Below are 21,954 nucleotides of genomic sequence, written 5' to 3' on the forward strand. Positions count from 1 at the left end.
CCTCGTGAGAGAATGACGACGGCAATTCATGACGGAGTGCGCTTTACTGCGATGTCTTTGGAGATCAGGGCAGCGACCGCCCGAGCCGCTCTTTTCGGATTGGCAAGCATCTCCATTCTGGCGTTGCTCCCCCTCGTCGTCCGGGATCAGTTGAAGAGTGGGCCAATTGTCTACGGTATCTTATTGGCCGGCTTCGGCATGGGTGCTTTCATCGCGGGCATGGGCAACGGCTTCTTGAGGAAGGTCACGTCTCAAAACAGGCTGGTGGCCTTCGCCTCTGTGGCTTGTGCAGTCTGTTGCCTCTCCCTTGCCCTTACATCGTCGATTCCTGTGGCGGCCATTTCGCTGGCGCTCGGCGGAGCGGGTTGGCTTATCACCTGGACGGGCATTGACGTGTCGGTGCAGTTGGCAAGCCCAAGGTGGGTTGTAGGCCGCACGCTCTCCATTTACTACGCCTTGAGCGCAGGCGGTATGGCTGCTGGCAGCTGGATCTGGGGTTCTGTCGCGCAAAACTATTCCTTGACCTTAGCATTGGAGGGCGCCGCAGGCGCTCTGTTGCTGGTTGCAGCAGCGGGGATCGTGTTGCCGGTCCGTCCCTGGGAAGAAACCGATCAAGAAAGTTCAGTTTTTCATCCGCCGGACGTGGCTCTCGATCTGAAACCCAGAAGTGGCCCTATCGTGGCCAAGGTCGAGTATTTGATATCGGAGGAAAATATCGAGGCCTTTCTGGGCTCCATGCGCACGCGGCGACACGTCCAGAGCCGTGCCGGTGCACGAAACTGGACGCTCCAGCGAAATCTGCAAACACCGTCACTTTGGACGGAGACATTCCGCACCCCCACCTGGATGGACTTTCTCCGCCTAAATCATCGACTCACCGCAGCAGATAAGGAAGTCGCCCAGCATCTCCTGTCACTGCATGAAGGAGAGGTGCCTCCGCAGACAGTGCTTTCGATTGAACGGACGACCGAGGCAATTCGTACCCGTACCTCGACAATCTTTTCTCGTCCTCCAAGATGACGCCATCAAGCTGCTGTCCAGGGACAGGGTGGATCACCGGTGCTTTGCAGAGCACAGCCTCACACCGAGAGCAGCGTGCTCCGGGTTGTGCGCTTTCGCGCGCACCCAGGCGAGATGATGGTGAACGCGGCGTCAAGTGGAAGTCCCCTGCATACGCTTGCGGAGTCTTCTGCGAGAGCCCATGCCGACGAGCGCCAAACAAGGTTTGATGCCTTTCGGCGTCGTGGCCTCAACTCATCGATTCGCGAGAAAAGCATCGAATGCAGCAGCAACGGCGCGAACAACAAAGCGGTGCTCCGGCCGCACGCGGATGAAGCCGTTTTCGACGTCCAGGATCCCCTCCTCAGCCAGCGTCACCAAACTCTCAACTGAATCGAGAAAACGAGCTGGTTCGATTTCGTGGGCGGCACAGATGGTCGGCACGTCGGCCTCCAAATCGCACATCAGTCGCTCGATGATCGCTGCGCGCACCCGGTCATCGTCGGTCAGACGGTGACCCTTTGATGTCGCCAGACGTCCACTTGCGATGTGCCGGGCGTAAGAATCCCGTGTTACTTCGTTCTGAACATACCCCTCGCGGACTCGGCCAATAGCCGACGCGCCTAAGCCGATCACGTTTTGCAAGTATCGGCCGAGTATCCCAGCGAATTACGCCGTAGGCGCGCCCGGTCTTCTGCGCTAGCGCGAGTTCGTCGTCCGGCGGAGCGAAATGATCGAGCCCGATCTCCCGGTAGCCAGCGCCAACCAGTGTCTCGGCGACAGCTGCAGCCTGTTCGGCGCGAAGATCGCCGTCCGGTAGACCTGCCTGCTCGATAGGCGCTGGTTCTTTATCACGGAAGGAATATGCGCGTATCCGAACACCGCAAGCCGGTTGGGGCGCATGGCGACCGCAGCCATCGCGGTCTGGATGCAGGACTGCACAGTCTGTTTCGGTAGACCGAAGATGAGGTCGAAGTTGATATGGCCAACGCCATGCCGGCGGAGATTTTGGACTGCAGCGGCCGTCTGCACCTTACTCTGGATCCGATTGATCGCCTTTGCACATCGGGATCAAAGCTCTGCACGCCGATGCTCGCGCGGTTGACACCGTTAGCTGCCAAGGCTTCGGCCATTTCCGGTGTGAACGTTCGGGGATCGATCTCCACGGTGATCGCAGCAGTTTTGCTGAAAGCGAAGTGGCGGCGTAGAAATTCCATCAGCGCCAAGTGCTCGGCTGGCCCGATAAGGTGAGGCGTTCCGCGCCGAAATGCACATCGCTCACCGGCAGCCCTTGCCGCACTTGCTCCGACACCAAACTGATCTCCTGACGCAGCACCGCTAAATAATTAAGGATCGGGCCGTTGCGACGGATGACCGCGGTAGGGAAGCCGCAATACCAGCACATGGATCGGCAAAACGGAATGTGGAAATAGAGCGACACCGATTCGTCGGCCGGGAGGCCCCCCAGCCATTCCTCATAATCGTCAGCACCAACTGCCGCAGAGAAGTCTGGCACAGTCGGATAGATGGTATACCAAGGCGGCCGGGGGTCCCGGTACTTTGTCAGGATTGAGGTGTGCAAGGAGCTGTCATCCCACGTCGCTGATCCATCATTCTTTCGTTGCGCGCTCGTCCTGGTCTCTGACCTAAGTCAGTGCGTCCCGCTTATGTCGCAGTCTCGTTTGGACAGGATGGGGTCAACCACGCCGGGGAGCGCGCGTGCCATGGTTGCGCCTGAGGTGATGGTGCGGTGCCGCATTCAACGTCTGAGTAGTACGTGACGCCAGTGCAGTGTGCTTGAGGCGTCTGCGGAAGAACTTTGCAATGCGAAATTCATGTCCGACGCAACGGACCTGTCAAGCCTCGTTCAGACGCCATCCAGGTCCAGCCAGCGGCCTTCCCTGCCGGCCGAAAAACCATACCGGCTTTAGCCACCGAGACGCTCTAAAGCTGACGTCGGCTCATTTGATGAAAGGAGGACGCCGCTAGGGGGTGCACAAGGTTCCCCGGCTTGACGTCGCTTCGAGCGAAGAGCGGCGGTGTGGCTTGTCGTCAAGCGCCGGGCAGCGTGCCCCCTACCGATATCCCGAAAAGATCGACCAAGATGGCCATGCCGACGCCACACGCGGTCTGGATGAGGCCGACCATGAAAATGCGATTGGCGCGTTCGTAGATGGGGCGCCGCAAGGAACTCATGTCGAGCAGCATGGACAGCGCTCTCATCTGCAGTGCGATGCCGAGCAGGATCGGCACTACGGCGAACAGATCGTAGAGTTGCCATGGCAAGGGGTTCGCGGCCCAATGAGTGAGGAAGCCGAGCGAAAAGGCAAGCAGGATACCCACGGCAGTGATTGTGCCGTTGCGGAAAATGGTCTCGATCGGTTCTTCCTTCGGATCGTGCTCGTCCAAGCGGCTTCCTTTCGTTGCTCTTTCCGTCGAGACTAAGTTCTCGAGAATGCTGTTCATCGCCAATTACTCGAGGCGAGCCGTAGGCAGCCGTTTCAGGGTGCGCTCCCTCTCGCTTCCGGCCGCGCAATGTACCTGCACGGCGAACTTACAGCGGCGAAAAGGTGCTGCGGCCACCATGCGACGCCTCGGACGCGCACGCCCTCTGTTCCTGGCGCAGCCCTTGCGGAGCGTACGCGCAGTGATCCTTCTCGGTAGCGCATGGCGCGGCCTCCGTTGCGGTCAGACGGGAAGCCGTCGCTGTTAAACGAGACTGTCACATATCGAACATGGCGAACCGTGTCGCACATTGCTTTTCGCAGTGACCCTCAAAAAAAGTGATTCCAGCGAGACGAAGGCGCGTCGGCCCGATTTTGGTGTCGGCCGCATTTACGCTTCAGGTTGGCATGTCGCTTGCTGCTCTATTTCGGAGAGCTGCAGCGGTCCGACCGGAGTGTTTCACATGTAAACGATAATGAATCTCCTAACAGAAAACACTATTATAAGTACATGTGGCTTTTACGCTGGCTCACCTCTCGTGTCAAGCGCTTTGGCGTCCACATATTGGAGACAACACGCACAAAATTTAGAGGAAAAGCTTGCTCTTTCGCCTCTATCCTTTTTATTCCTTCATGGAGATCTAGACATGTACATCAAGAGTCCTCTTCTCGGCTTAACTGCTCTGATGACCGTTTCCGTCGGTCGAGCAGCTGGCGCCGAGCGGGAACCGGCCGAGTACATCAAGATCTGCGACGTCCTCGGCTCGGGATATTCCTATATTCCCAACACCGAGACCTGCCTGCGCATCGGCGGCTATGTCCGTTACGATATCGGCCTGGGTGACGTCCGATCGTATGACAGCGCAAGAACCTCGGACGTGAGAACTGGCGAGGACCAAGGCACTTGGCGAAACAGCACACGCTTCACGTTCAAAACTTGGACCGGCCAGCAGACCGAGCTCGGCGCGTTGACGACCTATACCGAAACCCACGTGAATTTTGGCAACAGCGCTAACTCGCATGACAGTCCTCAGAACTATGATTTCAACAGCGGCCTCGCACTGGCTTCTGCCTGGGTCGAGCTGGGAGGCCTGCGAGTTGGCAAGGAGGGGTCGGCCTTCGATACGTTTGTAAGCTACGCTGGCGACGTTCTCGATAGTATGCTCGTTCCGTCGGCCGGCTTCGACACCAACGTGGCTCAGTACCACTTCGACGCCGGCAACGGCATTTCGACTGTGATTTCGCTCGAACAAGGATCGGGCTCAGCCGGTACTATCGACAGCTATATTCCGCACGTTGTCGCCGGCTTGAAATACACGCAAGGCTGGGGCTCGATCACCGGCGTCGCGGCTTATGACAGCAATTACGAAGCTTTTGCCGGCAAGATCCGCGTCGACGTCGCTGTCACAAACCAGCTGTCGCTGTTTGGACTCTTCGGCTACGGTTCCAATGCCAGTCTCAACGAGGACTCAAACGGCGCAATTGCCAATCATGGGCGCGGCTCGTACAAAATCTGGAACGGCCAGTGGGCTTTCTGGGCGGGCGCCACCTACGAGTTTGACGAGAAAACTTCGTTCAACCTTCAGGTCTCGGGTGATCAGCTCAAGGATGCTGGTGTGGCTGCAAACGTCGCCTACATGGTCGTTCCCGGCTTCACGGTCACAGCCGAGGTCGATTACGACCACTACGGCAACTCTGGCCTCGGCCCTGCCGAGCCTACCGCCGTCAAGGGCACGAGCAAGCCGAACAGCGTCGGCGGCATTCTCCGCTTACAAGGCTCATTTTGAAATCTCTCCAGTCGCGAGCATGGCAAAGGCACTTGCCTCGACAACGCACGCATGGAGAGCTTCGTTCGCCATCTTGAAGTCTGCATCGACCGTCCACGGCCCATCGTACCAACTAGAAACTGAAAGTTATGAGCCCTGTGTACTACACCTAGCCCTTGACCTGCCCGATGAACCGGCCAGGGGCCGTCAGTTCAAATTCGGGGCCGCTTAGAGGGCAGTGTGAGGCCGTGTTAGGTAAGCGCCACTGCAATGTCGAGGCCGCGACACGCCTGTCGCTTTGGACGGCTGGAATTGCCCTTCGCGGCGCCATTCATTCTCTCAACATTTACGTGATAATGCACGCTGAGTCCGAGCCGCGTGGCAGCACCCATCCTAGGTCACTATCGGGGGGCCTTAAACCTGAACAGCTCCATCGTCGCGGCTGCTGCGGAAGCAGGAGCTATCACTGGGACCCGTACTGGTGCTTGTCAGCCGCTGAGCCGCTACTTCGTCTTAGGAAGAGCATTGTCCTTGCCAAAAGCCGGCCAGTATTTCGAGATTGCCAGTGTGGCGCCGGCTGAAGAGAAATGACCATAGTCGAAATATAAAAACTCTCCTCTATCGGAATAGGCGCAGCGTCCTGCGCTGCACAGGAATTTCAGCGGATCGATGAATGTGGCGCCTTTGGTAAATGAGCGCACACGTTCGTTGATGTCGGGGTCCATCGCGATCGGCCAGGACGTATCGTCCAGATTTTGGCGCTTGGCGAAGAACGCAATTTTCCGGACGTCAGTTGGGAACTGCGGAGACTGGCCGATGACAAACACGCGCACGCCCAGGGCACGAAGCGTAGCGATTGTTTGCTGAAGACCGTCGAAACCTCTGACCTCATAGTCACTCCATCTACCGCTGAGGATAACCGTCTTGATGTCCGCTTCCAAGATGACGTCCAAGGCCTTGCGATTGAACCGGACACAATCAAGACGATCGTAAGGGTAGTAATAGAGTATCGGCGCGCAGCTGGCGTACGTATATTCAACGATGTTCGCCTGCAATCGATTTATGTTAGCACCCAAGCCGGAAACATAGTGCGCGGCGAAGGAGTCGCCCCACAAAAAAACCGTTGTTGGAAAACCGCTGGTGCGCGTGCAATCCTCCATATTCCAGCTTTCGATCCGGCTGGTGCCCTCGTTGAAACAGATGCCATTCCTCCAGTCCCCGACGGAAATGCGCCGCTGGACATAGTCCGGAAACCGTTGCGGAAAGCCATTGCCGAGCCCCCCCGCCGCTCCGCCGGCACAAAGGACAACGATCGCGAGCGCTGAAAAGGCGAAGATAGGCCCCGGGGAGGTGAAGGCCCTCTTCTGTCGAAACGGCTGCTCTACAAACTTCCAGGAGAATGCAGCCAATGCGAGGCTTGCCACCAACATCGCACCGGTCATCAACGGATCGAGTTTTTGGAACGAAAGATAGTGCGCGAACGCATTGAGAGGCCAGTGAACAAGATACAACGAATACGAGATGAGCCCAATCCAGACCAGCGGCCGGACTTCGAGCATGCGGGTGGCGACCGTCGAGGGGGTATTTTGGCCAACATAGATCAGAAGGGCCGTTCCGATGCATGGATACAAGGCGTTGTAGCCTGGGAACGGATCACTCGCCGAAATCGCGAAGAACCCGATGGCGAGAAGGCCAAATCCGGCCACCCCCACCGACTCCATCAGGAATCGGTTGCCCAGCGGCGAGGGGCATTTGAGCATGAGCAGGGCGCCCAACATGAGTTCCCAGATTCGGGTCGGCAGCAGATAGAATCCGGCGGTGGGTGCCAGCGATGTCGCCATCACCGCCACTACGAAGCTGCAGAGAATTATCGGAAGAAGTGTCGTCAGCCAGCGCTTCCCGATGTAGCGATAGATTAGGAACATCAGGATTGGTGCGAAGATGTAGTACTGCTCCGCTACGGAAAGCGGCCAAGTGTGCAACAGTGGTAGAAGCGCGGCATCGATAGAGAAGTAACTTGACGTTTTCCAGAAGAAAACGTTCGACCAGAAGGTCGAGGTAGCTATGATGCTAAGACTGAATCCGCGCAGATCCGGTGGCAGAAGAATGAACAATGCTGCAATGCAGGTGAGAAGCATCACAAAGACGAGCGCCGGCAGAATGCGCCGGGCACGGCGCCAGTAGAAGTTGACGATGGAAAATTGGCCGCGTTCAAGGTCATCCAGGAGGCTTCCGCTGGTTAGGTAGCCGGAGATGACGAAGAAGATATCGACCCCGCTAAAGCCACCCGGGATCGCCGAAATTCCGAAATGAAAGAGTACGACCGGAAGTACAGCAACGGCCCTAAGGCCCTCGATATAGCGCCTATATTGCATCCAGCGGTTCCTTTTATTTTAGATCAGGACGCGATTGGAAGCTTTCAATCTCCGGTAGGAGTGCTGCCGAGATAAGGGCGGTATCAGCCACCTTTATCCGTCCCGAATGTTCTGTAAGTTGCAACTGGTACAGAAGCACGATCGCCATCGCCGGCCTTGACGGCCTGATTGTCGAGCAGATCGCGCGGATCGTTGACCATCACGGCCAGGTTATGTCCTGTCGAACAACCAAGCGGCTGTTTGAAGGATTCTTCATTGGGTAAGGCACCATATGAGGGACAGACCGGCGGACGGGCGTGATAGACAATCGCCTCAATTCGCACTGAGCCGGCGTCGTGTTGATCGCGCAATTGAATGTTGTCTTCTTCGATTGCCAACTGCCTGGCCTGATGGGCTACCCCTGCGCTGAGCTGGGGCGAACCGCTGATGAGGAGGTGGATGGCATCGAACCGGCCGCGACTGGCCTTGTCTAGGAAAACACGCAAACGCTGCCGTTCGGAAGCGCGCAGGCTTTGCAACGTCAGGACGGTGGTCTCCTCTCGGACAAGCATTGGTGCCGATGGTTCGACATCAACTGGCGTAGTGCTTGTGCAGCCACTTACGCTTGGTGCCAGAGCGACAAAGAGGATTATAAAACGCAACATCTTTGGATGACACTATTCGATGATGAAGCCGAGACCGCCCTGGGCGCTTGGCGCGCCCGCACGGATAGCAGCGCGGTCTCGCGGGGGACTTGTCACGGAATTCGTCGGAGCGCCCCCTCCGTTCAAAGCCGGTGCCGCCCGCTCGGTCGGTGCGCTCATCTGGTTTGGGTTGGAGCCTGGTCTTACAATGTAAGGCGTAACTAGAATGACCAGTTCTGACTCCTCTTTTTGAAACGAGGTCGAGCGAAAAAGCGGTCCCAGGATCGGCAGTTCTCCGAGCCAGGGAAAGGCCCTGACATCATTGTTGACGTTCCGCCTGATTAGACCGCCGATTGCGAAGCTCTGGCCGCTGGCGAGTTCGACGACCGTATCGGCTCGGCGCGTGGAAACTGCCGGCACGGAAATTCCGTTGATTTGCACGGCACCTTGCGTCGACAGTTCACTGACTTCGGGCGTTACGTGAATGTTGATTTGATTGTTGCTGAGAACTGTCGGCACAAATTCCAGACTGACGCCGAAGTGACGGAATTCAACCGATACCTGCCTGTTTTCCTGCAGGACAGGAATGGGAAATTCGCCGCCCGCGAGAAAGCTGGCCTTTTCACCCGACATAGCGGTGAGGTTCGGCTCAGCCAGGACGGAAGCTATATGCTCCTTGGCGAGCGCGTCGAGAACCGCGCTGACGTTGACGGCACCGTTGTCGAATCCGATTTCTGCTGTACCGCCACCCTGGGTTGAACCAGACCCAGCGCTTGCAGCGCTTCCGCTTAGAACGCCCACTTTGAAATTGCCGATTTGACCGAAGGCGGACAAGTTGACGCCGAGTGACTTCATGGCGCTGCGTGAGACTTCGGCTACGCGCACGCTGAGGTTAACTTGCAGGGATCCAGCGACCTTGATGTTGTTGACGACTTGCGCTCCGTCGCCCAGATATTGCTCAGTGACTCTTTTTGCGGTGTCGGCGACCTCTGCGTCGGGCGCCGTCCCGCTAAGGATTGCGCCGCGCGGCGTATAGTTGACGCGGATGGGATAGTCGCCGACCTGCTCCCGCAACATGGCGCGTAAATCCCCGATCGGTTGCGTGACAACGATACGCAATTCGGCGAGAGGCTCGCCATTGCCATCCAAGGCGAATAGGCTGGTCCGCCCCGATTTCTTGCCAAAGACGAAGATTGTTTTGCTCGATGGCGCCTGAAAATCCGCGATCGTGGGGTCAGCAACAAAGATGGTCGTGGCTGGCGCGGGCAGATGAACGGTCTCCCCGAGCGAAGAGGAAAGGGTCAGCGTGGCGTTGATGCTATTCGAAGCCGCATGCGGCGGGCCTTTGTCCTGCTTGTTTTGCGCCGCGACACCAAGTGGGAAAGTCACAATAAGCGCGCAGAGGAGATGGCCCAGGTAACGGGGAACTGCAGGTCTTGTAACCTTGTTGGCGATCGCCCGCCAATTGAGCGCATGGCAAGGATGTTGAAGGATCAGCAAAATAGATCTTCTTTCGATTCGACAAACTATGCGGACGAGGCGTCAGTCAATTCTAGGATGTAACCAATGCCTCGGATGGTCTTGATCCGTGGCGTTGCACCTGATCTGGTCAGATGTCCCCGTAAACGATAAATTCCGACTTCAAGCGCGTTGGCAGACACGTCGTCGTTGAATGAATAGAGGTGATCTTCCAATTGCGCACGGGGCACGATGCGGCCTGCCCGGTTAAGCAGGTGCTCTAGAATACAGAGTTCGCGACGTGCGATCATCATTGGGTGCCCATCAACGAAAACCTGGCGGGCGACCGGATCAAAGTCGAGATTGCCAAATACGAGCCTCAGGTCGGTCATCTGTGTCGCCCGGCGCAGAATGGCTCTCATTCTGGCAATAAGCTCATCGGTAGAGATGGGTTTGAGCAGAAAGTCGTCCGCACCACCGTTGAAGATCGCAATTCGCTTATCGAGATCGTTAAGGCTGCTCATAATGACGGCAGGAACTGAATGCCCGTGGGTCCTCAACTGCCTCAGCCAACCCAAGCCATCGCCATCTGGCAGAGCCAATTCCAGCAGGAGAATTTCATAGCTGGCGCAAGAAAATGCACTCGAAGCCAGTTCCAGAGTACCAACGACATCAACGACGAAGCCGCCATCCCCGAGCGCAAGTCGCATGGCGCGCGCAAGATCCGCATGATGATCCACGAGCAGCGTTCGCATTTCATCTCCTCTCGAAGAGGGACGGCCCATCGAACGCGTCACCGGCGGCCATCTGATCGGAGCACACGGCGCGCAACTCGTCGCAGCTCTCGGAACTGGTCCGAGTCGGAGGGACATGCAAGTCGCTCGGTGGCAATAGGCGCGGGTGAGGACCAACTGACGGGCTCAAATACGCCGGTCGGCGAACCCACGAGGCCAGCAACCCGCGTGCGATTTCTCGTTGCATCATCTCTCCTACGTGCAGCCCCTGCGCTCGCAAGGCAGCGTCGCGGCTCAGAGCCCGATTCCCACAGAGGGTAGGGTTAGCTTTCGAGAAACTGATTGAACAAATCGATTATTTGGATCGAATGCATCCACGGTATGGATGCAGCGCACCATCTTCAACGACTGCGGCGTCCTGATGCACTGTTGTGTCTGTCGTGCTCTGCTTTTTTCGCTGTCCTTCAAGGCTGGCGAGCCTGGTGGAACCTGCGCGTCATTGGCTTGGTAGCTTGAATGCTCAACAACGGAGCGCCCTGCGCAAAGCCGCTCTCATTTCCAAAAAGCCTTGCAATCTGGTTGGAGCACTTCGCGCTCGACACCAAAATAGGCGAGGAAAACTGACGTCTGACAGGGATGTACATGCAACAGCCGATTTGCGGCACCAGCAAACGACCGCGTTCAGGCTGAAGATCGACGACCAACGGCTCCTCGATTTCCGCACCGACCGCTTTTACAAGCTCTTCCTGTGCGGGCGGATGCCGGCAAACAGCAGCACAGGGTCAGCGAAACCGGGAGCGGGCCTGCTTGATCGCCATGATCACATTGCCGCTGTCGCGCGTGCGGAGCGGAATGCAATCGGTCCAGCCGGCGGCAATCCGGTCAGCACCATCGTCTGCACGAAGCTCCCTGACGAAGACGTGCCCGAATGCGCTCAACAAAGCCGGGCGGCGGATCTTTCCAATCGCCGAAGGTGCGGGCTGGCACCGAGCGGCGAACTGCGAACTCATTCCTGCCCGGCGGCGCTGGCCGCCGCGAGCGTCGATGCGGACCCAGCCGCTCCGAATCCTCCCACAACACGATGAGCGCGTCGCGGACATCGCTGCCGTAACAGCGGCTGCGGCTCTTGCCCGCAGACGGCCTCTGCTCACGACGGTTCATAAGACGGATCGCGCGCTTGCGAATAATAGCCGGTTACCGCCTCGAACTCATCCAGAATGCGCCGCTTGTCAACGCCGCAATAAAGCTCCACGATCGCCGCTTCACCGTGTCGCCATGCTGAGCCGCGCCATCCTTCCCCCGAACCGGAATGGCACGACCTGTCCATCCCCTTTGGAACAGGACACTATTGGTAACATTTTGCTTGAGGCAATGCGGCTCGTTGCCTTCCTTTTCGCTGACCGGAAGGGTACCGGAAGTCGTCTATCGCATTTTACCCGCTGAAAGCGGCAACACCTCGACCTCAATCGCAGATCATAGGAAATAGACGATCGCGTCGGGGCCTCAGCATCGGTTCACCGGGTTTCCGTCATCGACTGAAGCGAATTGCCCCATCGACCGTCACCGGGTGGGCCGCGATACGTCGCCGTGTATGATTAGCGAGCGCACGTAGCGGAGCCATAGCTCTCCACCCAGCCATGTTCCCCTAGTTGGAAAATGTCCGGCGGACCAGAGGTGCTGTCGTCAGCTTTTCCTGAATAGCGGCCAAGGCAATCCCTACCAGTCCATCACCACCTTGCCGGAACTGCCGCTCTTCATCGCATCGAAACCGATCTGAAAATCGTCGATGCCGATGCGGTGGGTGATCAGGCCGGAGACATCCAGCGGACCCTGCACAAGCGCGATCATCTTGTACCAGGTTTCGAACATCTCGCGGCCGTAGATGCCTTTGAGATGCAGCATCTTGAAGATGACCTTGTTCCAGTCGATCTCGAAGCCGGTCGGCGCGATGCCCAGAATGGCGATCTTGCCGCCATTGTTCATGGTGTCGATCATGTCGCGGAAAGCGGGGGCGGCGCCTGACATTTCGAGCCCGACGTCGAACCCCTCGGTCATGCCGAGCACCGGCATGACGTCGCGCAGCTTCTCCTTCGAGGCGTCGACGACATGCTGGACGCCGAGTTTCTTGGCTAGCGCCAGCCGCACCGGGTTGATGTCAGTGATGACCACTTTGCGCGCGCCGACGCATTGGGCGACGAGCGCGCCCATGATGCCGATCGGCCCGGCGCCAGTCACCAGCACGTCCTCGCCGACCAGATCGAAGGACAATGCGGTGTGGACGGCATTGCCCAAGGGATCGAAGATCGCGGCAATCTCATCGGGCACATCGTCGGGGATCGGCACGACATTGTGCTGCGGGATCGCCAGATACTCGCCGAAGGCGCCTGGACGGTTGACGCCGACGCCGAGTGTGTTGCGGCACAGATGCCCTCGCCCGGCGCGACAGTTGCGGCAATGGCCGCAGACGATGTGGCCTTCGCCCAATACACGCTGGCCGACCTTGTATTCGGTGACCGCTGCGCCGAAATCGGCAACGGTGCCGACGAATTCATGGCCCGTCACCATCGGCACCGGCACCGTCTTCTGCGCCCACTGGTCCCAATTGTAGATGTGCACGTCGGTGCCGCAGATCGCCGTCTTCTTGATCTTGATCAGCACGTCGTTGGGGCCGATTTCCGGCACCGGCACCTCTTCCATCCAGATGCCCGGTTCGGCCTTGGCCTTCACAAGCGCCTTCATCATGTTCGACATCAGGATTTCCCTATTCCGTGATTGCGCTTCTGGCGAGATAGCCTGCACAACGGGAAGGTAGGCCACTAACTCGTTTGAACGTCCGGAATGGTCAGCCCCGCCTGCTCGGCCTCGCGGCGCAAATTCTGACGGGGCCTGGGGCCGATCTGCTGGATCACCAATCCGGCTGCCAGTGAGCCAAGGTCGCCGCAAGTCTGCAGGTCGCGGCCTTGCGTGTAGCCATGCAGGAAGCCGGCGGCATAGAGATCGCCGGCGCCCGTCGTGTCGACCAGTTCCTTGATGGCGGTCGCCTTGATCACCACGGTCTCGTCGCCGCGCACGATCACCGAGCCTTTTTCCGAGCGGGTGACGGCGGCGATCCGGCAATCCTTGCGGATCTGGGCCAGCGCCTCGTCGAACGACGATGTCTGGTAGAGCGACTTGATCTCGTGGCTGTTGGCAAAGACGATGTCGACCGTGCCCGAGCGCATCAGGTCGAGGAATTCGTCGCGGTAGCGGTCGACGCAGAACGAATCCGATAGCGTCATCGACACTTCTCGGCCTGCCGCGTGCGCCAGCTTCGCCGTCTGGCGGATTGCCTCCTTGGCGCGCGGCGGGTCCCACAGATAGCCTTCGAAATAGGTGACCTTGGCGCCGGACGCCTTGTCGGCTTCGACATCCTCAGGGCCAAGCTCGACGCAGGCGCCGAGATAGGTGTTCATCGAGCGCTCGCCGTCGGGCGTGACGAAGATCATCGAGCGCGCCGTCGGCGGCTCACCCTTGAGCGGCGTGGTGCCGAAGGCGACGCCCTGCGCATGGATGTCGTGGGCGTAGATTTCGCCCAGCGCATCGTTGGAGACCTTGCCGAAGAAGGCCGCGCGGCCGCCAAAGCTGGCGACGCCGGCCGCCGTGTTGCCGGCGCTGCCGCCGGACGCTTCGATCGCCGGACCCATGCGGCTGTAGAGCAGTTCGGCGCGTTGTGTGTCGATGAGGTTCATCGCGCCCTTGATGATGCCGTTGGTCTCGAGGAATTCCTCGTCGCACTGGGCGATGATGTCGACAATGGCATTGCCGATGCAAAGCACGTCATAATCCGGCATCAAAATCTCCGCCAAAACCCGAGCCGGCTTCTTGCCACGCCGGCCGGGCGTGGTCTCGCGAGTTGAAATGGGTTGCCGCATGCGCTTGATCCAGCCGCCCTCACGCAGCTGCCGGTCCGGCTTCACGCAGCAAATCGTCAGCTTTGTCCGTCTTCTCCCAAGTGAACTCAGGCTCTTCACGCCCGAAGTGTCCGTATGTCGCCGTCTTGCGGTATATCGGCCGTAAGAGATCAAGCATCTTGATGATGCCTTTCGGTCGGAGATTGAAAACCTCGAGAACAAGGCGCTCGATCCTTTTTTCCTCGATCCTTGCGGTTCCGAAGGTATTGACCATGACAGAAACCGGACTGGCCACGCCGATCGCGTAGGCAAGCTGAACCTCGCAGACCTCTGCAAGGCCGCTGGCAACGATGTTCTTCGCGACATACCGGGCGGCATAGGCCGCCGAGCGGTCAACCTTGGATGGGTCCTTGCCCGAAAAGGCACCGCCGCCGTGACGCCCGGTCCCACCGTAGGAATCGACGATGATCTTCCGTCCTGTGAGGCCGCAGTCGCCGGCAGGCCCACCGACCACGAACCGCCCTGTTGGGTTGACCAGAAATCTGATCCCCGAAGTATCCAGGTGGGCCGGCAGGACCGGTTTTATGATCTCCTCAATGACGCCTTCGCGGACCGTGGCTTGTGAGACCGCTTCGTCATGCTGCGTTGACAGGACTATGGTATCCAGCGCCACCGGGCGGAGCCCTTCGTAGCGTACCGACACTTGAGATTTCACGTCCGGACGCAGCCAGCCAAGCTGTCCCGCTTTCCGGACCTGGGCCTGTCTTTTCGTCAAATGGTGAGCGAGTTGGATCGGCAGGGGCATCAATGTATCCGTCTCGTTGCATGCGAATCCAAACATGATGCCCTGATCCCCTGCCCCTTGCCCGAGATCCTGCCCTCGTCCTTCATCAACGCCCTGGCTTATGTCGGGCGACTGCTCGGTGAGGGCCAGAACGACGGCGCAACGTCGACCATCAAAGCCAATCGCATCATCGTCGTAGCCAATATCGAGTATCGTATCGCGGGCGACTTGGCTGTAATCGATGTGGGCATGGCTGGTGATCTCGCCAGCCACAACGACCATCCCCGTCTTCACCAACACTTCACAGGCGACGCGCGCCTTCGGATCGGTGCGCAGGACCGCATCGAGAATGGCATCGGAGATGTTGTCTGCCATCTTGTCGGGGTGTCCCGCGCCGACGGATTCGGAAGAGAACACGAACTGCCTGGTCATAAAAATGCCCTCGCTTCAAGTGCTGGAGTTAGTGAGGAGTTTCTGGATTGGGGTGGCTTATCGGTCGCGGATGCCGGGAACATCGAACGCAGTGCAGAAGTCGGCAACGTCTCTTCGTACGCTCGCATGAACTTCCTGGTCATCGGGCTGGCGGCAGACCGAGTCGATGAAAGCGGCGATCTGCACCATCTCCGTTTCGCGCATGCCCATGGACGTCACCGCTGGTGTCCCTAAGCGGATGCCGCTTGTCAGCGCCGGATGCCGCCGGTCGCCCGGGACCATATTGAAATTCGCAATGATGCCTGCACGCGATAAGCGCTCCGCATAGGCTTTGCCTGACAGCGGCCGGTCCCGAAGATCAAGGATCAGCATGTGATTGTCAGTGCCCCCAGTGACGAGTTCATAACCTCGCTCCAGAAGCGCCTGGGCCAGAGCCTTGGCGTTGTGGACGATCTGCTGACCGTAGACACGAAAGGACGAGTTCGCTGCTTCCTGCAAAGCGACGGCAAGCGCGGCGATAGTATTCATATGCGGTCCGCCTTGCAGAAGAGGGAACACGGCGCAGATTGTGTTTGCTCTTCGGATGATGGAGGGGCTGATAACGGTCTTCATTCCTTGATAAAATGAAGCCACCCCGGGGACCGCGGATCGACTTGTGAGAGGTGCTGGTGACCACATCGCAATGGGACACGGGGTTCGGATGCACTCCTGCGACAACCAGGCCGCAGATGTGGGCGATGTCAGCCACCAGATACGAGTTCACCTCCGAAGCAATTTCGGCCATTGCCGCGTAGTCAAAAATACGCGGATAAGCAGTTCCGCCGACCCAAATTAGCTTCGGGCGTTCCCGCTTGGCGGTCTCGCGCAAGTGGTCATAGTCAATTTGCTGTGTCTTTTCGTGCAGCCTGTACGGGACGCGCTGATAATCGCTGCCGGAAAAATTGACGGACCAACCGTGAGTCAGATGGCCGCCTTCGGGTAAAGGCAAGCCCATGACTTTGTCACGGGGGCTCAAAAGCGCGCGATAGACAGCCTGGTTGGCTGGCGAGCCTGAATAAGGCTGGACGTTGGCGTGTTCACTGCCAAATAGCGCTTTCAGGCGCTCGATCGCGAGGGTCTCAAGCTCATCGACGATCTCGTTTCCGGCGTAGTAGCGCGCACCGGGGTATCCCTCGGCATACTTGTTGGTGAAAATCGACCCGGTCGCTTCCAACACCGCCGAGGAGGCAAAGTTCTCGGAGGCGATCAGTTTGAGAGTTGTCCGCTCCTGACGCTCCTGTCTTAGAAGCAGTTCGTGAACGCGGGAGTCGACGGCGGCTAAGTGAGGCCGCCCGTAAGTGTCGGGCTGCGCGATGGCGCCGCCGGCGGAGTTATCCATGGTAGTCGCGCTCCATTTGGACTGATCTATTTCACGATCAAGCAGGCGGTCCCTTCAACCGCGCGTCTTGTATTGCTTCCAGGCGTTGTAGGTCTCTTTTATGATGGCCATCATCGTGGGGCAGGAGATCGACCACCAATTGAGCCAGCCCGCCATCCTTGCCTCCTGCTTGCATATGGTACGAAGACTGCGGACGTTGTTCGTTGCAGCAAAGAAAGTTGGCTCTGCCCAGCCGCCGAACGTGGCGTCGAACCTGCTCGCGAGGCAGACTGGTAATATCGGCCAGCTCGCCGACGGTTAGATCCGCATGCGCGCAAAGGCCCAGGATTCGAAGGCGATCAAGATGCGCTGCCGTCCTTAGGCGATTTACCAGTGTCAACATTGGTTGGCATCAACCCGGACGGGATGCAGCAAGCCGCTAGCCCTTCTATCCCCATCAATCCGCATGAGACCTCTCTCGTCATTTGCTGTAAATCCGCTGGTATGGATGCTAATGGAAGATGGATCACAGTCCTTTCTACGACTAAGACGCCAGATATTGGGGCTAATGTACCACCTGACAGGAGACTACACTCACGAACATTATGTGAATTTTTTTTAACGTTGCTGAGAATCAAGGGTGAGGTTTGGCGAATGTCTCGCCGTCGACTGTCGAATCCTGCCCGACGGGATTATGGGGTGCGTAGCCTGCTTGTCCTTTCCACATGACCAGCGACGATGGGGCGGAGGCGGCAGACATAGCTCTGGAGCATGCTGCGGTATCTTTGGCCTGAAGCCGAGGAAGGCGGACCGTGGCTTCCGCGCCGCTGCCGGGAGCCCGCGAACAGGCCAAGTTGATCAGCCGGGTGTTGCCGTCATAGAGCGTGAGACCCAAAGCTGGCCAGCCGCGCCCTGAGGCTGACGCACCGCTCAGCGTCCACCTTGCTCTCGAAGCCCATCGGCATAGCGCCGATAACGACTTGACCGCGTGCGTGTCGACGAGCGATCGGTGAGCGCAAGGATCGAGGGTGCAGTGCAGGATAATGCTGTTTTAAATCAGCGCTGTTTTCAGCCGACTGCCTTGAGCGTGGGCACAAGGATATAGGCCCAAGGCAGGAGATCATCGTCTGCTGTTCGGGAGGCCGCCCTGGGCGCGCGACAGCCGTTCCTTCGGCTGCGCCGCTCCGCCACCATCCGCGCCGTGCCTTCCGGAGACCATTCCCGCTGCCGGCCGGCGCCCGTGAAAACCTCGACCCGGCGCACCGGCTCGAGATGGCTGGGCTCAGCGTAACTCTGAAGTCGTCATATACCGAAGCCTTCACAGCCTTCGGACATCCCCCTCACAGTCCGATCCAGATGGCGTCAGGAACACCGCTGCGTTGATGCGGATGAACCCCTGCTTGTGCCACAATGACCCTTATGTCAGCGCGCGAGCCAAAGCTTCCGCGCAAGGCGACGGCTAGGATAAGGCAATGCCGACGAAGGGCACATTGCTTGCCACACTCTGGAATGATGGCATGCTCGGAAGGCCTAGGCTTTGCTCAGGGCCGCCTGCAAGGCGCGCTTTGAGGTTATTCACATAGCCTTCTGCGTAGTCCTGCGCCGTCGAGACCGAAAGATCAATGCCTGCCGCCAAGGCCTCTTCCATCAGGTGCTTTACGAGCCCATTTCGAATGGCCAGCTTGACCTCGGGGCCTGCGATAAGGCCGATCGCCTGCGCGGCCATATTGAGGCCAGCTTCCTCCAGCGCTCGCTTCATATCGCCTCCGTTAATGGCCGTACGCAGGAGATTGGCTGCTTGCGACTCAGCCTCGAGAACCATCGAGGCAAGATCGGCTACTTGTCCGAGGCCCGGAATGAAGCTGAGCAGTCCCACCGCCGTTGCCGCCAAGTCGAGCACTTTCGTCTCGATTTTGAGCACGGAGTCGACGACGTGCATGACGGCCCCGCCGTTCTTTTTGGCTGACTTAATGTCAGGCTGGTCCATCAGGCCCATCTTCATGTCCGCGACGGCATTCTGCTCTTCTGCGGTTTGGGCGCCGTGGGTGATTGGCTGCTGAACGTTGCGGTTCGCAGACGACATGTTTGTGCAAAAATGGGCAAAGTCTTTTTTGCTGATATTGCCGGAATCAACCGTATGCCCGCCGCCAAAGTCGAAGAATTTATGATGGGTCTTATAGCCCGTGATCGAATTGTTCAGGAGGCCAAACAGAAGAGGATCTGAAAGGAGCTGAGAGGCTGCTTCCCGCACTTTCGGATCAAGGCTCTTGTCGTCTTTCATTTTCGCCAGTTTGTCGCGAGTCAGAACACCGCTTCCAAAGAACGTGTCCTGATGGTCCTTGATCATCTCGACCGTATTCAGCTCAGTTTGCGTGAGGCTCATCGACGATGAGGCGACTTGCAGGAAATCCTCTTTGTGCATCTTCCCTTTCGAGCCACCGCACAACTGGTTCCAAGCATCGGGGTGATCGAGGAAATATTGCGCCGCCGCAATGACCTGGGGCGGAAATTTGCCGTTTTTCGATTCGCCGCCGACCATTTTCTTGAACTCATCCAGACTCAGGTCCTTGGACAGATTTTCGGAGTACCGGTAAAACTCCCGCAAGGCATCGCTCAAGGTCATGACCGAAGGCTGCAAACCTCCGCTGCCGTCGGATGGTATGTAGTTCTGCTCGTAGCTTCGCGCTTGGGCTTCCTGAAATGCAGCAACTTGTGGGTGGTGGTTTGAAAATCCGGCCAAGTCCTTGGCGTTGATCTTGCCTCCACAGCGGCCGTCGCCCTGCGAGCCAATCGCATAAAAAAGTCCCGAATCCTGCTGCAGTCCCTGGATCGCCGCTTTCAGATCCGGTGGCGTAGAGGGATCATTGGCTTTGTCGGTCAACGACTTCCAAGTAAGCGGGCATTGGTCCTTGTGACGGTTGAGTACCGCAACAATCTGCAACTCAGCCGTGGTCAGCGACCCACCGTTCCACGTGATTCCGGGGCTCGGCCTGGGAGCCGGCTCGATCTTCGGAGTGACGCCGAGCAGATGTTGGGCTTCAGTCGCCTTGGAGCGTTGCGATTGGTCCTCCTTGAGAGCCGCCCTCATATTTGGCGGCAGCAGATCCAGTGGGTGTTGCTCCAAGCCATTCAATGTCAAGACATCCGGTGCCAGATGGCCCAAAGGGTCCTGCCGCAATTTATCCATTGTCGAATCAAGATTCGACGCTGGCAGATCCCCTTGCGCGAAAGAGCCGGGCTTGTCTGCCAGCACACAAGTGGACAGCATCGCTTCGAAGCACGATGCACTTTGCTGATGCTGGGTCGCAAAATGGGAAACTTTCAGGCCCGGCCAACCCCTTGCGGACTGTAGCGAATTTGAGCGGTAGAAAGTTGAAAGATTACTGGCCGACATTATGCATCCTCAGACGTGACGTTGAAATCCCCACAAGAGACCCCGACAGAAGATCCCTTGCGTTTCACAAAATTCGACAATTCCAAGCGTCGGCAGGTCACGAATGCGCCTGCCCTGCCTTCAATTGCTGTGTTCCGGGCCGGCTCCAAGGTTCGGTCCAACACAATGGCCGGAGTCACCGCGAGAGCTGCCGGGACTCATCATGAGCGGATTAGCTTTCGAGAAACTGACGAGTTTGCGAAGAGTTCACAAAGGGGTAGCCGCAGTCATGTTCTTCAGAGCTGCGGGAAATCCTCAATGTTCATTTCTTGCCCAGCTCAGGCTTCCCGCCAACGCTATCCTGTTGTGGGATGTCAGAAGAATAAGAAGCATCCGGTCGTCCGTCGCGAACGACCGTAGTGGAGGAGCCGCGAAACAAGATCAGCACTGATTCCTTTGGCGTTGCCGCTATGTGAGTCTGCGCCTGCGCCTGCGCCACCAAGCCGTTAAAGGTCTGCTCCACGAGTGCGACGAAGCGCGGTGGACCGGAAACGAAGACGAGGCCATTGCCTGGCACGGGTTTGACCACATAGCGCTCGTCGGAGATATCAAGCTTGTCGAGAGCCCCCTTGAACGCATCGAAGCGAATCGACGTCATCAAAAGCATTCGAGTTTGCGATTCTTGTGCAGCAGACACATAGAGCACAAGGCCGTCATAGTACCATTGTAGACCGTAAAGGTTCGTCAAGCGGTCGAGGAACGCGCGCGGTGGCAAATCAGGCATACGTCCGCGAATTCGCCCCTTCACCGCAGGACTGATGTTGACCCTGATATTCAGGTTGTTGCCGAATTCCTGCAACGCTGCAGCGAGCTCCTGATCCAGAACCGTGTATCTATAGGGTGTCGCCGGAAGGGACAGCGGGACTGCATGCGCCGGGTGAATCCCGGTGGACAGAAAAAACCCGGCACAAAGAAGTCTCAAAACATGCAGGGTGACGGGTTGGATAAGCGTTCTCGGCATGTCGCACTGATAAACCAAACGCTGAAATCATCACAAGTGACTAAATTGCCGAAGAGATTTTAGATTGTCGAAATGACGCCGCCGTTAGTCAGCTTGTTGTCAGCTTGCCCCCCTAGGAGTGTTGCGCCGACACCGGGTGATGAATGGGCGGGGCTCGCCCGGTCAGAGAGAGCAACCGAGTCCTTACATGATGATGCCTGTCACGTCGATCTCTGCCACTCTAACGGCTGGCCTCCCCAGGGTCGGATCACCGTCGATTGTCGAGCAGGCCCAGTTTGAGCGCGCCTTAGGGCATGCAGCCGACTCGCTGAAAAACGATGCCGCCGCGGGGCCAGCGAGTGCGGCGCCAGTTGCTGCGGCGATGGATGTTCAGCGCGCGGCTGCGCCGACGAGCGGCATGGGCGATCGCGTGTTGCAGACGATTTCCTCCCTATATCCACACAACACTGTTTCCTTCCCCGCGCTCGACCATGACATAGCCCTTTCGAAGGGCGCTCTACCGGGACCGGCGCAGAAGCTTCCCGTTCCAGGTGAGGCGGGAACCGGAATCTCGGGCATTCCCCAACAAGGGCAAGACTTCGAAACGATGATGGCTGGTCTTCGGGATGTTTACAACGGCGTCACCCAGGTGGCGCTTATCTCCAAAGGCGTCAGCGGCGTCACATCATCCGTGAATAAACTTTTGAAGGAAGGCTGAA

The 21,954-nt window shown here is 58.2% G+C and carries 14 protein-coding genes and 3 pseudogenes; 4 read left to right on the forward strand and 13 right to left on the reverse strand.

Annotated features, from left to right (window positions below):
* The coding region (locus EOA28_RS02120) for an MFS transporter (protein ID WP_128314531.1) at positions 1–1,020 on the forward strand (1,020 nt) is incomplete at its 5' end.
* A gap of 234 nt (positions 1,021–1,254) precedes the next feature.
* Here the strand turns inward: EOA28_RS02120 and hemN are convergent.
* Both hemN and EOA28_RS02130 read right to left on the reverse strand, forming a co-directional pair.
* Positions 1,255–2,581: pseudogene (gene hemN / locus EOA28_RS02125) on the reverse strand (oxygen-independent coproporphyrinogen III oxidase).
* 470 nt (positions 2,582–3,051) lie between these two features.
* Positions 3,052–3,408 (reverse strand): hypothetical protein, encoded by a 357-nt coding sequence (locus EOA28_RS02130; RefSeq protein ID WP_024505577.1) that lies wholly within the window; start codon positions 3,406–3,408, stop codon positions 3,052–3,054.
* Positions 3,409–4,090: 682 nt separating this feature from the next.
* On the opposite strand from EOA28_RS02130, the gene EOA28_RS02135 reads away from it, so the two are divergent.
* Positions 4,091–5,230, forward strand: a complete 1,140-nt coding sequence (locus tag EOA28_RS02135) for a porin (RefSeq protein WP_126063922.1) — start codon at positions 4,091–4,093, stop codon at positions 5,228–5,230.
* A gap of 482 nt (positions 5,231–5,712) precedes the next feature.
* On the opposite strand, the gene EOA28_RS02140 is transcribed toward EOA28_RS02135, so the two are convergent.
* The 9 genes and pseudogenes from EOA28_RS02140 to glyA all read right to left on the reverse strand — a co-directional run bounded on the left by EOA28_RS02140 (position 5,713) and on the right by glyA (position 16,883).
* Positions 5,713–7,584: an acyltransferase family protein gene (locus EOA28_RS02140; protein WP_128314532.1), complete on the reverse strand. Its 1,872-nt coding sequence runs from the start codon at positions 7,582–7,584 to the stop codon at positions 5,713–5,715.
* An 83-nt stretch (positions 7,585–7,667) separates the two neighbouring features.
* Positions 7,668–8,228, reverse strand: a complete 561-nt coding sequence (locus EOA28_RS02145; RefSeq protein WP_063169261.1) for a CpaD family pilus assembly lipoprotein — start codon at positions 8,226–8,228, stop codon at positions 7,668–7,670.
* Positions 8,229–8,240: 12 nt separating this feature from the next.
* A complete protein-coding gene (locus EOA28_RS02150; RefSeq protein ID WP_050580548.1) occupies positions 8,241–9,662 on the reverse strand; it encodes a type II and III secretion system protein family protein in 1,422 nt (473 codons plus the stop codon).
* 71 nt (positions 9,663–9,733) lie between these two features.
* Positions 9,734–10,420, reverse strand: coding sequence for a response regulator transcription factor (locus EOA28_RS02155; RefSeq protein ID WP_024505585.1), 687 nt, complete (start codon positions 10,418–10,420; stop codon positions 9,734–9,736).
* Positions 10,421–11,232: 812 nt separating this feature from the next.
* Positions 11,233–11,401, reverse strand: a pseudogene (locus EOA28_RS39930) (transposase); the annotation flags it as partial.
* 714 nt (positions 11,402–12,115) lie between these two features.
* Complete coding sequence (gene tdh / locus EOA28_RS02165; RefSeq protein ID WP_126063920.1) at positions 12,116–13,150, reverse strand: L-threonine 3-dehydrogenase; 1,035 nt, start codon at positions 13,148–13,150, stop codon at positions 12,116–12,118.
* Between the two features lie 65 nt (positions 13,151–13,215).
* Positions 13,216–14,229, reverse strand: coding sequence for an adenosine kinase (locus tag EOA28_RS02170; RefSeq protein WP_126063919.1), 1,014 nt, complete (start codon positions 14,227–14,229; stop codon positions 13,216–13,218).
* 100 nt (positions 14,230–14,329) lie between these two features.
* Complete coding sequence (metK, locus tag EOA28_RS02175; protein WP_128314533.1) at positions 14,330–15,505, reverse strand: methionine adenosyltransferase; 1,176 nt, start codon at positions 15,503–15,505, stop codon at positions 14,330–14,332.
* A gap of 57 nt (positions 15,506–15,562) precedes the next feature.
* Positions 15,563–16,883 (reverse strand): annotated as a pseudogene (gene glyA, locus EOA28_RS02180) (serine hydroxymethyltransferase).
* A gap of 100 nt (positions 16,884–16,983) precedes the next feature.
* Between glyA and EOA28_RS38620 the strand changes: the two are divergent.
* A complete protein-coding gene (locus EOA28_RS38620; protein WP_024505365.1) occupies positions 16,984–17,184 on the forward strand; it encodes a hypothetical protein in 201 nt (66 codons plus the stop codon).
* Positions 17,185–18,321: 1,137 nt separating this feature from the next.
* Here the strand turns inward: EOA28_RS38620 and EOA28_RS02195 are convergent.
* Both EOA28_RS02195 and EOA28_RS02200 read right to left on the reverse strand, forming a co-directional pair.
* Positions 18,322–20,256 carry an HrpF/NolX family T3SS translocon protein gene (locus EOA28_RS02195; protein WP_024505366.1) on the reverse strand — a complete coding sequence of 645 codons (1,935 nt, stop codon included), beginning with the start codon at positions 20,254–20,256 and terminating at the stop codon, positions 18,322–18,324.
* Positions 20,257–20,557: 301 nt separating this feature from the next.
* Entirely contained in the window at positions 20,558–21,256 is a 699-nt protein-coding gene (locus EOA28_RS02200; RefSeq protein ID WP_024505367.1) for a secretin N-terminal domain-containing protein, read from the reverse strand.
* Positions 21,257–21,443: 187 nt separating this feature from the next.
* Here EOA28_RS02200 and EOA28_RS02205 point away from each other — a divergent pair, with 187 nt between their 5' ends.
* Positions 21,444–21,953, forward strand: a complete 510-nt coding sequence (locus EOA28_RS02205) for a nodulation protein NolB (RefSeq protein ID WP_024505368.1) — start codon at positions 21,444–21,446, stop codon at positions 21,951–21,953.
* Position 21,954 lies beyond the last annotated feature (1 nt).

Origin of the sequence: Mesorhizobium sp. M2A.F.Ca.ET.067.02.1.1 (assembly GCF_004023285.1) — a bacterium.
Lineage (GTDB): Bacteria > Pseudomonadota > Alphaproteobacteria > Rhizobiales > Rhizobiaceae > Mesorhizobium.

What these genes read in the sequence shown, in the direction of transcription:
- EOA28_RS02155 (WP_024505585.1), bottom strand. Translation starts at nt 10,420, where the DNA reads ATGCGAACGCTGCTCGTGGATCATCATGCGGATCTTGCGCGCGCCATG.
- EOA28_RS02205 (WP_024505368.1), top strand. Translation starts at nt 21,444, where the DNA reads ATGATGATGCCTGTCACGTCGATCTCTGCCACTCTAACGGCTGGCCTC.
- EOA28_RS02195 (WP_024505366.1), bottom strand. Translation starts at nt 20,256, where the DNA reads ATGTCGGCCAGTAATCTTTCAACTTTCTACCGCTCAAATTCGCTACAG.
- metK (WP_128314533.1), bottom strand. Translation starts at nt 15,505, where the DNA reads ATGACCAGGCAGTTCGTGTTCTCTTCCGAATCCGTCGGCGCGGGACAC.
- EOA28_RS02140 (WP_128314532.1), bottom strand. Translation starts at nt 7,584, where the DNA reads ATGCAATATAGGCGCTATATCGAGGGCCTTAGGGCCGTTGCTGTACTT.
- EOA28_RS02170 (WP_126063919.1), bottom strand. Translation starts at nt 14,229, where the DNA reads ATGCCGGATTATGACGTGCTTTGCATCGGCAATGCCATTGTCGACATC.
- tdh (WP_126063920.1), bottom strand. Translation starts at nt 13,150, where the DNA reads ATGTCGAACATGATGAAGGCGCTTGTGAAGGCCAAGGCCGAACCGGGC.
- EOA28_RS38620 (WP_024505365.1), top strand. Translation starts at nt 16,984, where the DNA reads ATGATGGCCATCATCGTGGGGCAGGAGATCGACCACCAATTGAGCCAG.
- EOA28_RS02145 (WP_063169261.1), bottom strand. Translation starts at nt 8,228, where the DNA reads ATGTTGCGTTTTATAATCCTCTTTGTCGCTCTGGCACCAAGCGTAAGT.
- EOA28_RS02200 (WP_024505367.1), bottom strand. Translation starts at nt 21,256, where the DNA reads ATGCCGAGAACGCTTATCCAACCCGTCACCCTGCATGTTTTGAGACTT.
- EOA28_RS02135 (WP_126063922.1), top strand. Translation starts at nt 4,091, where the DNA reads ATGTACATCAAGAGTCCTCTTCTCGGCTTAACTGCTCTGATGACCGTT.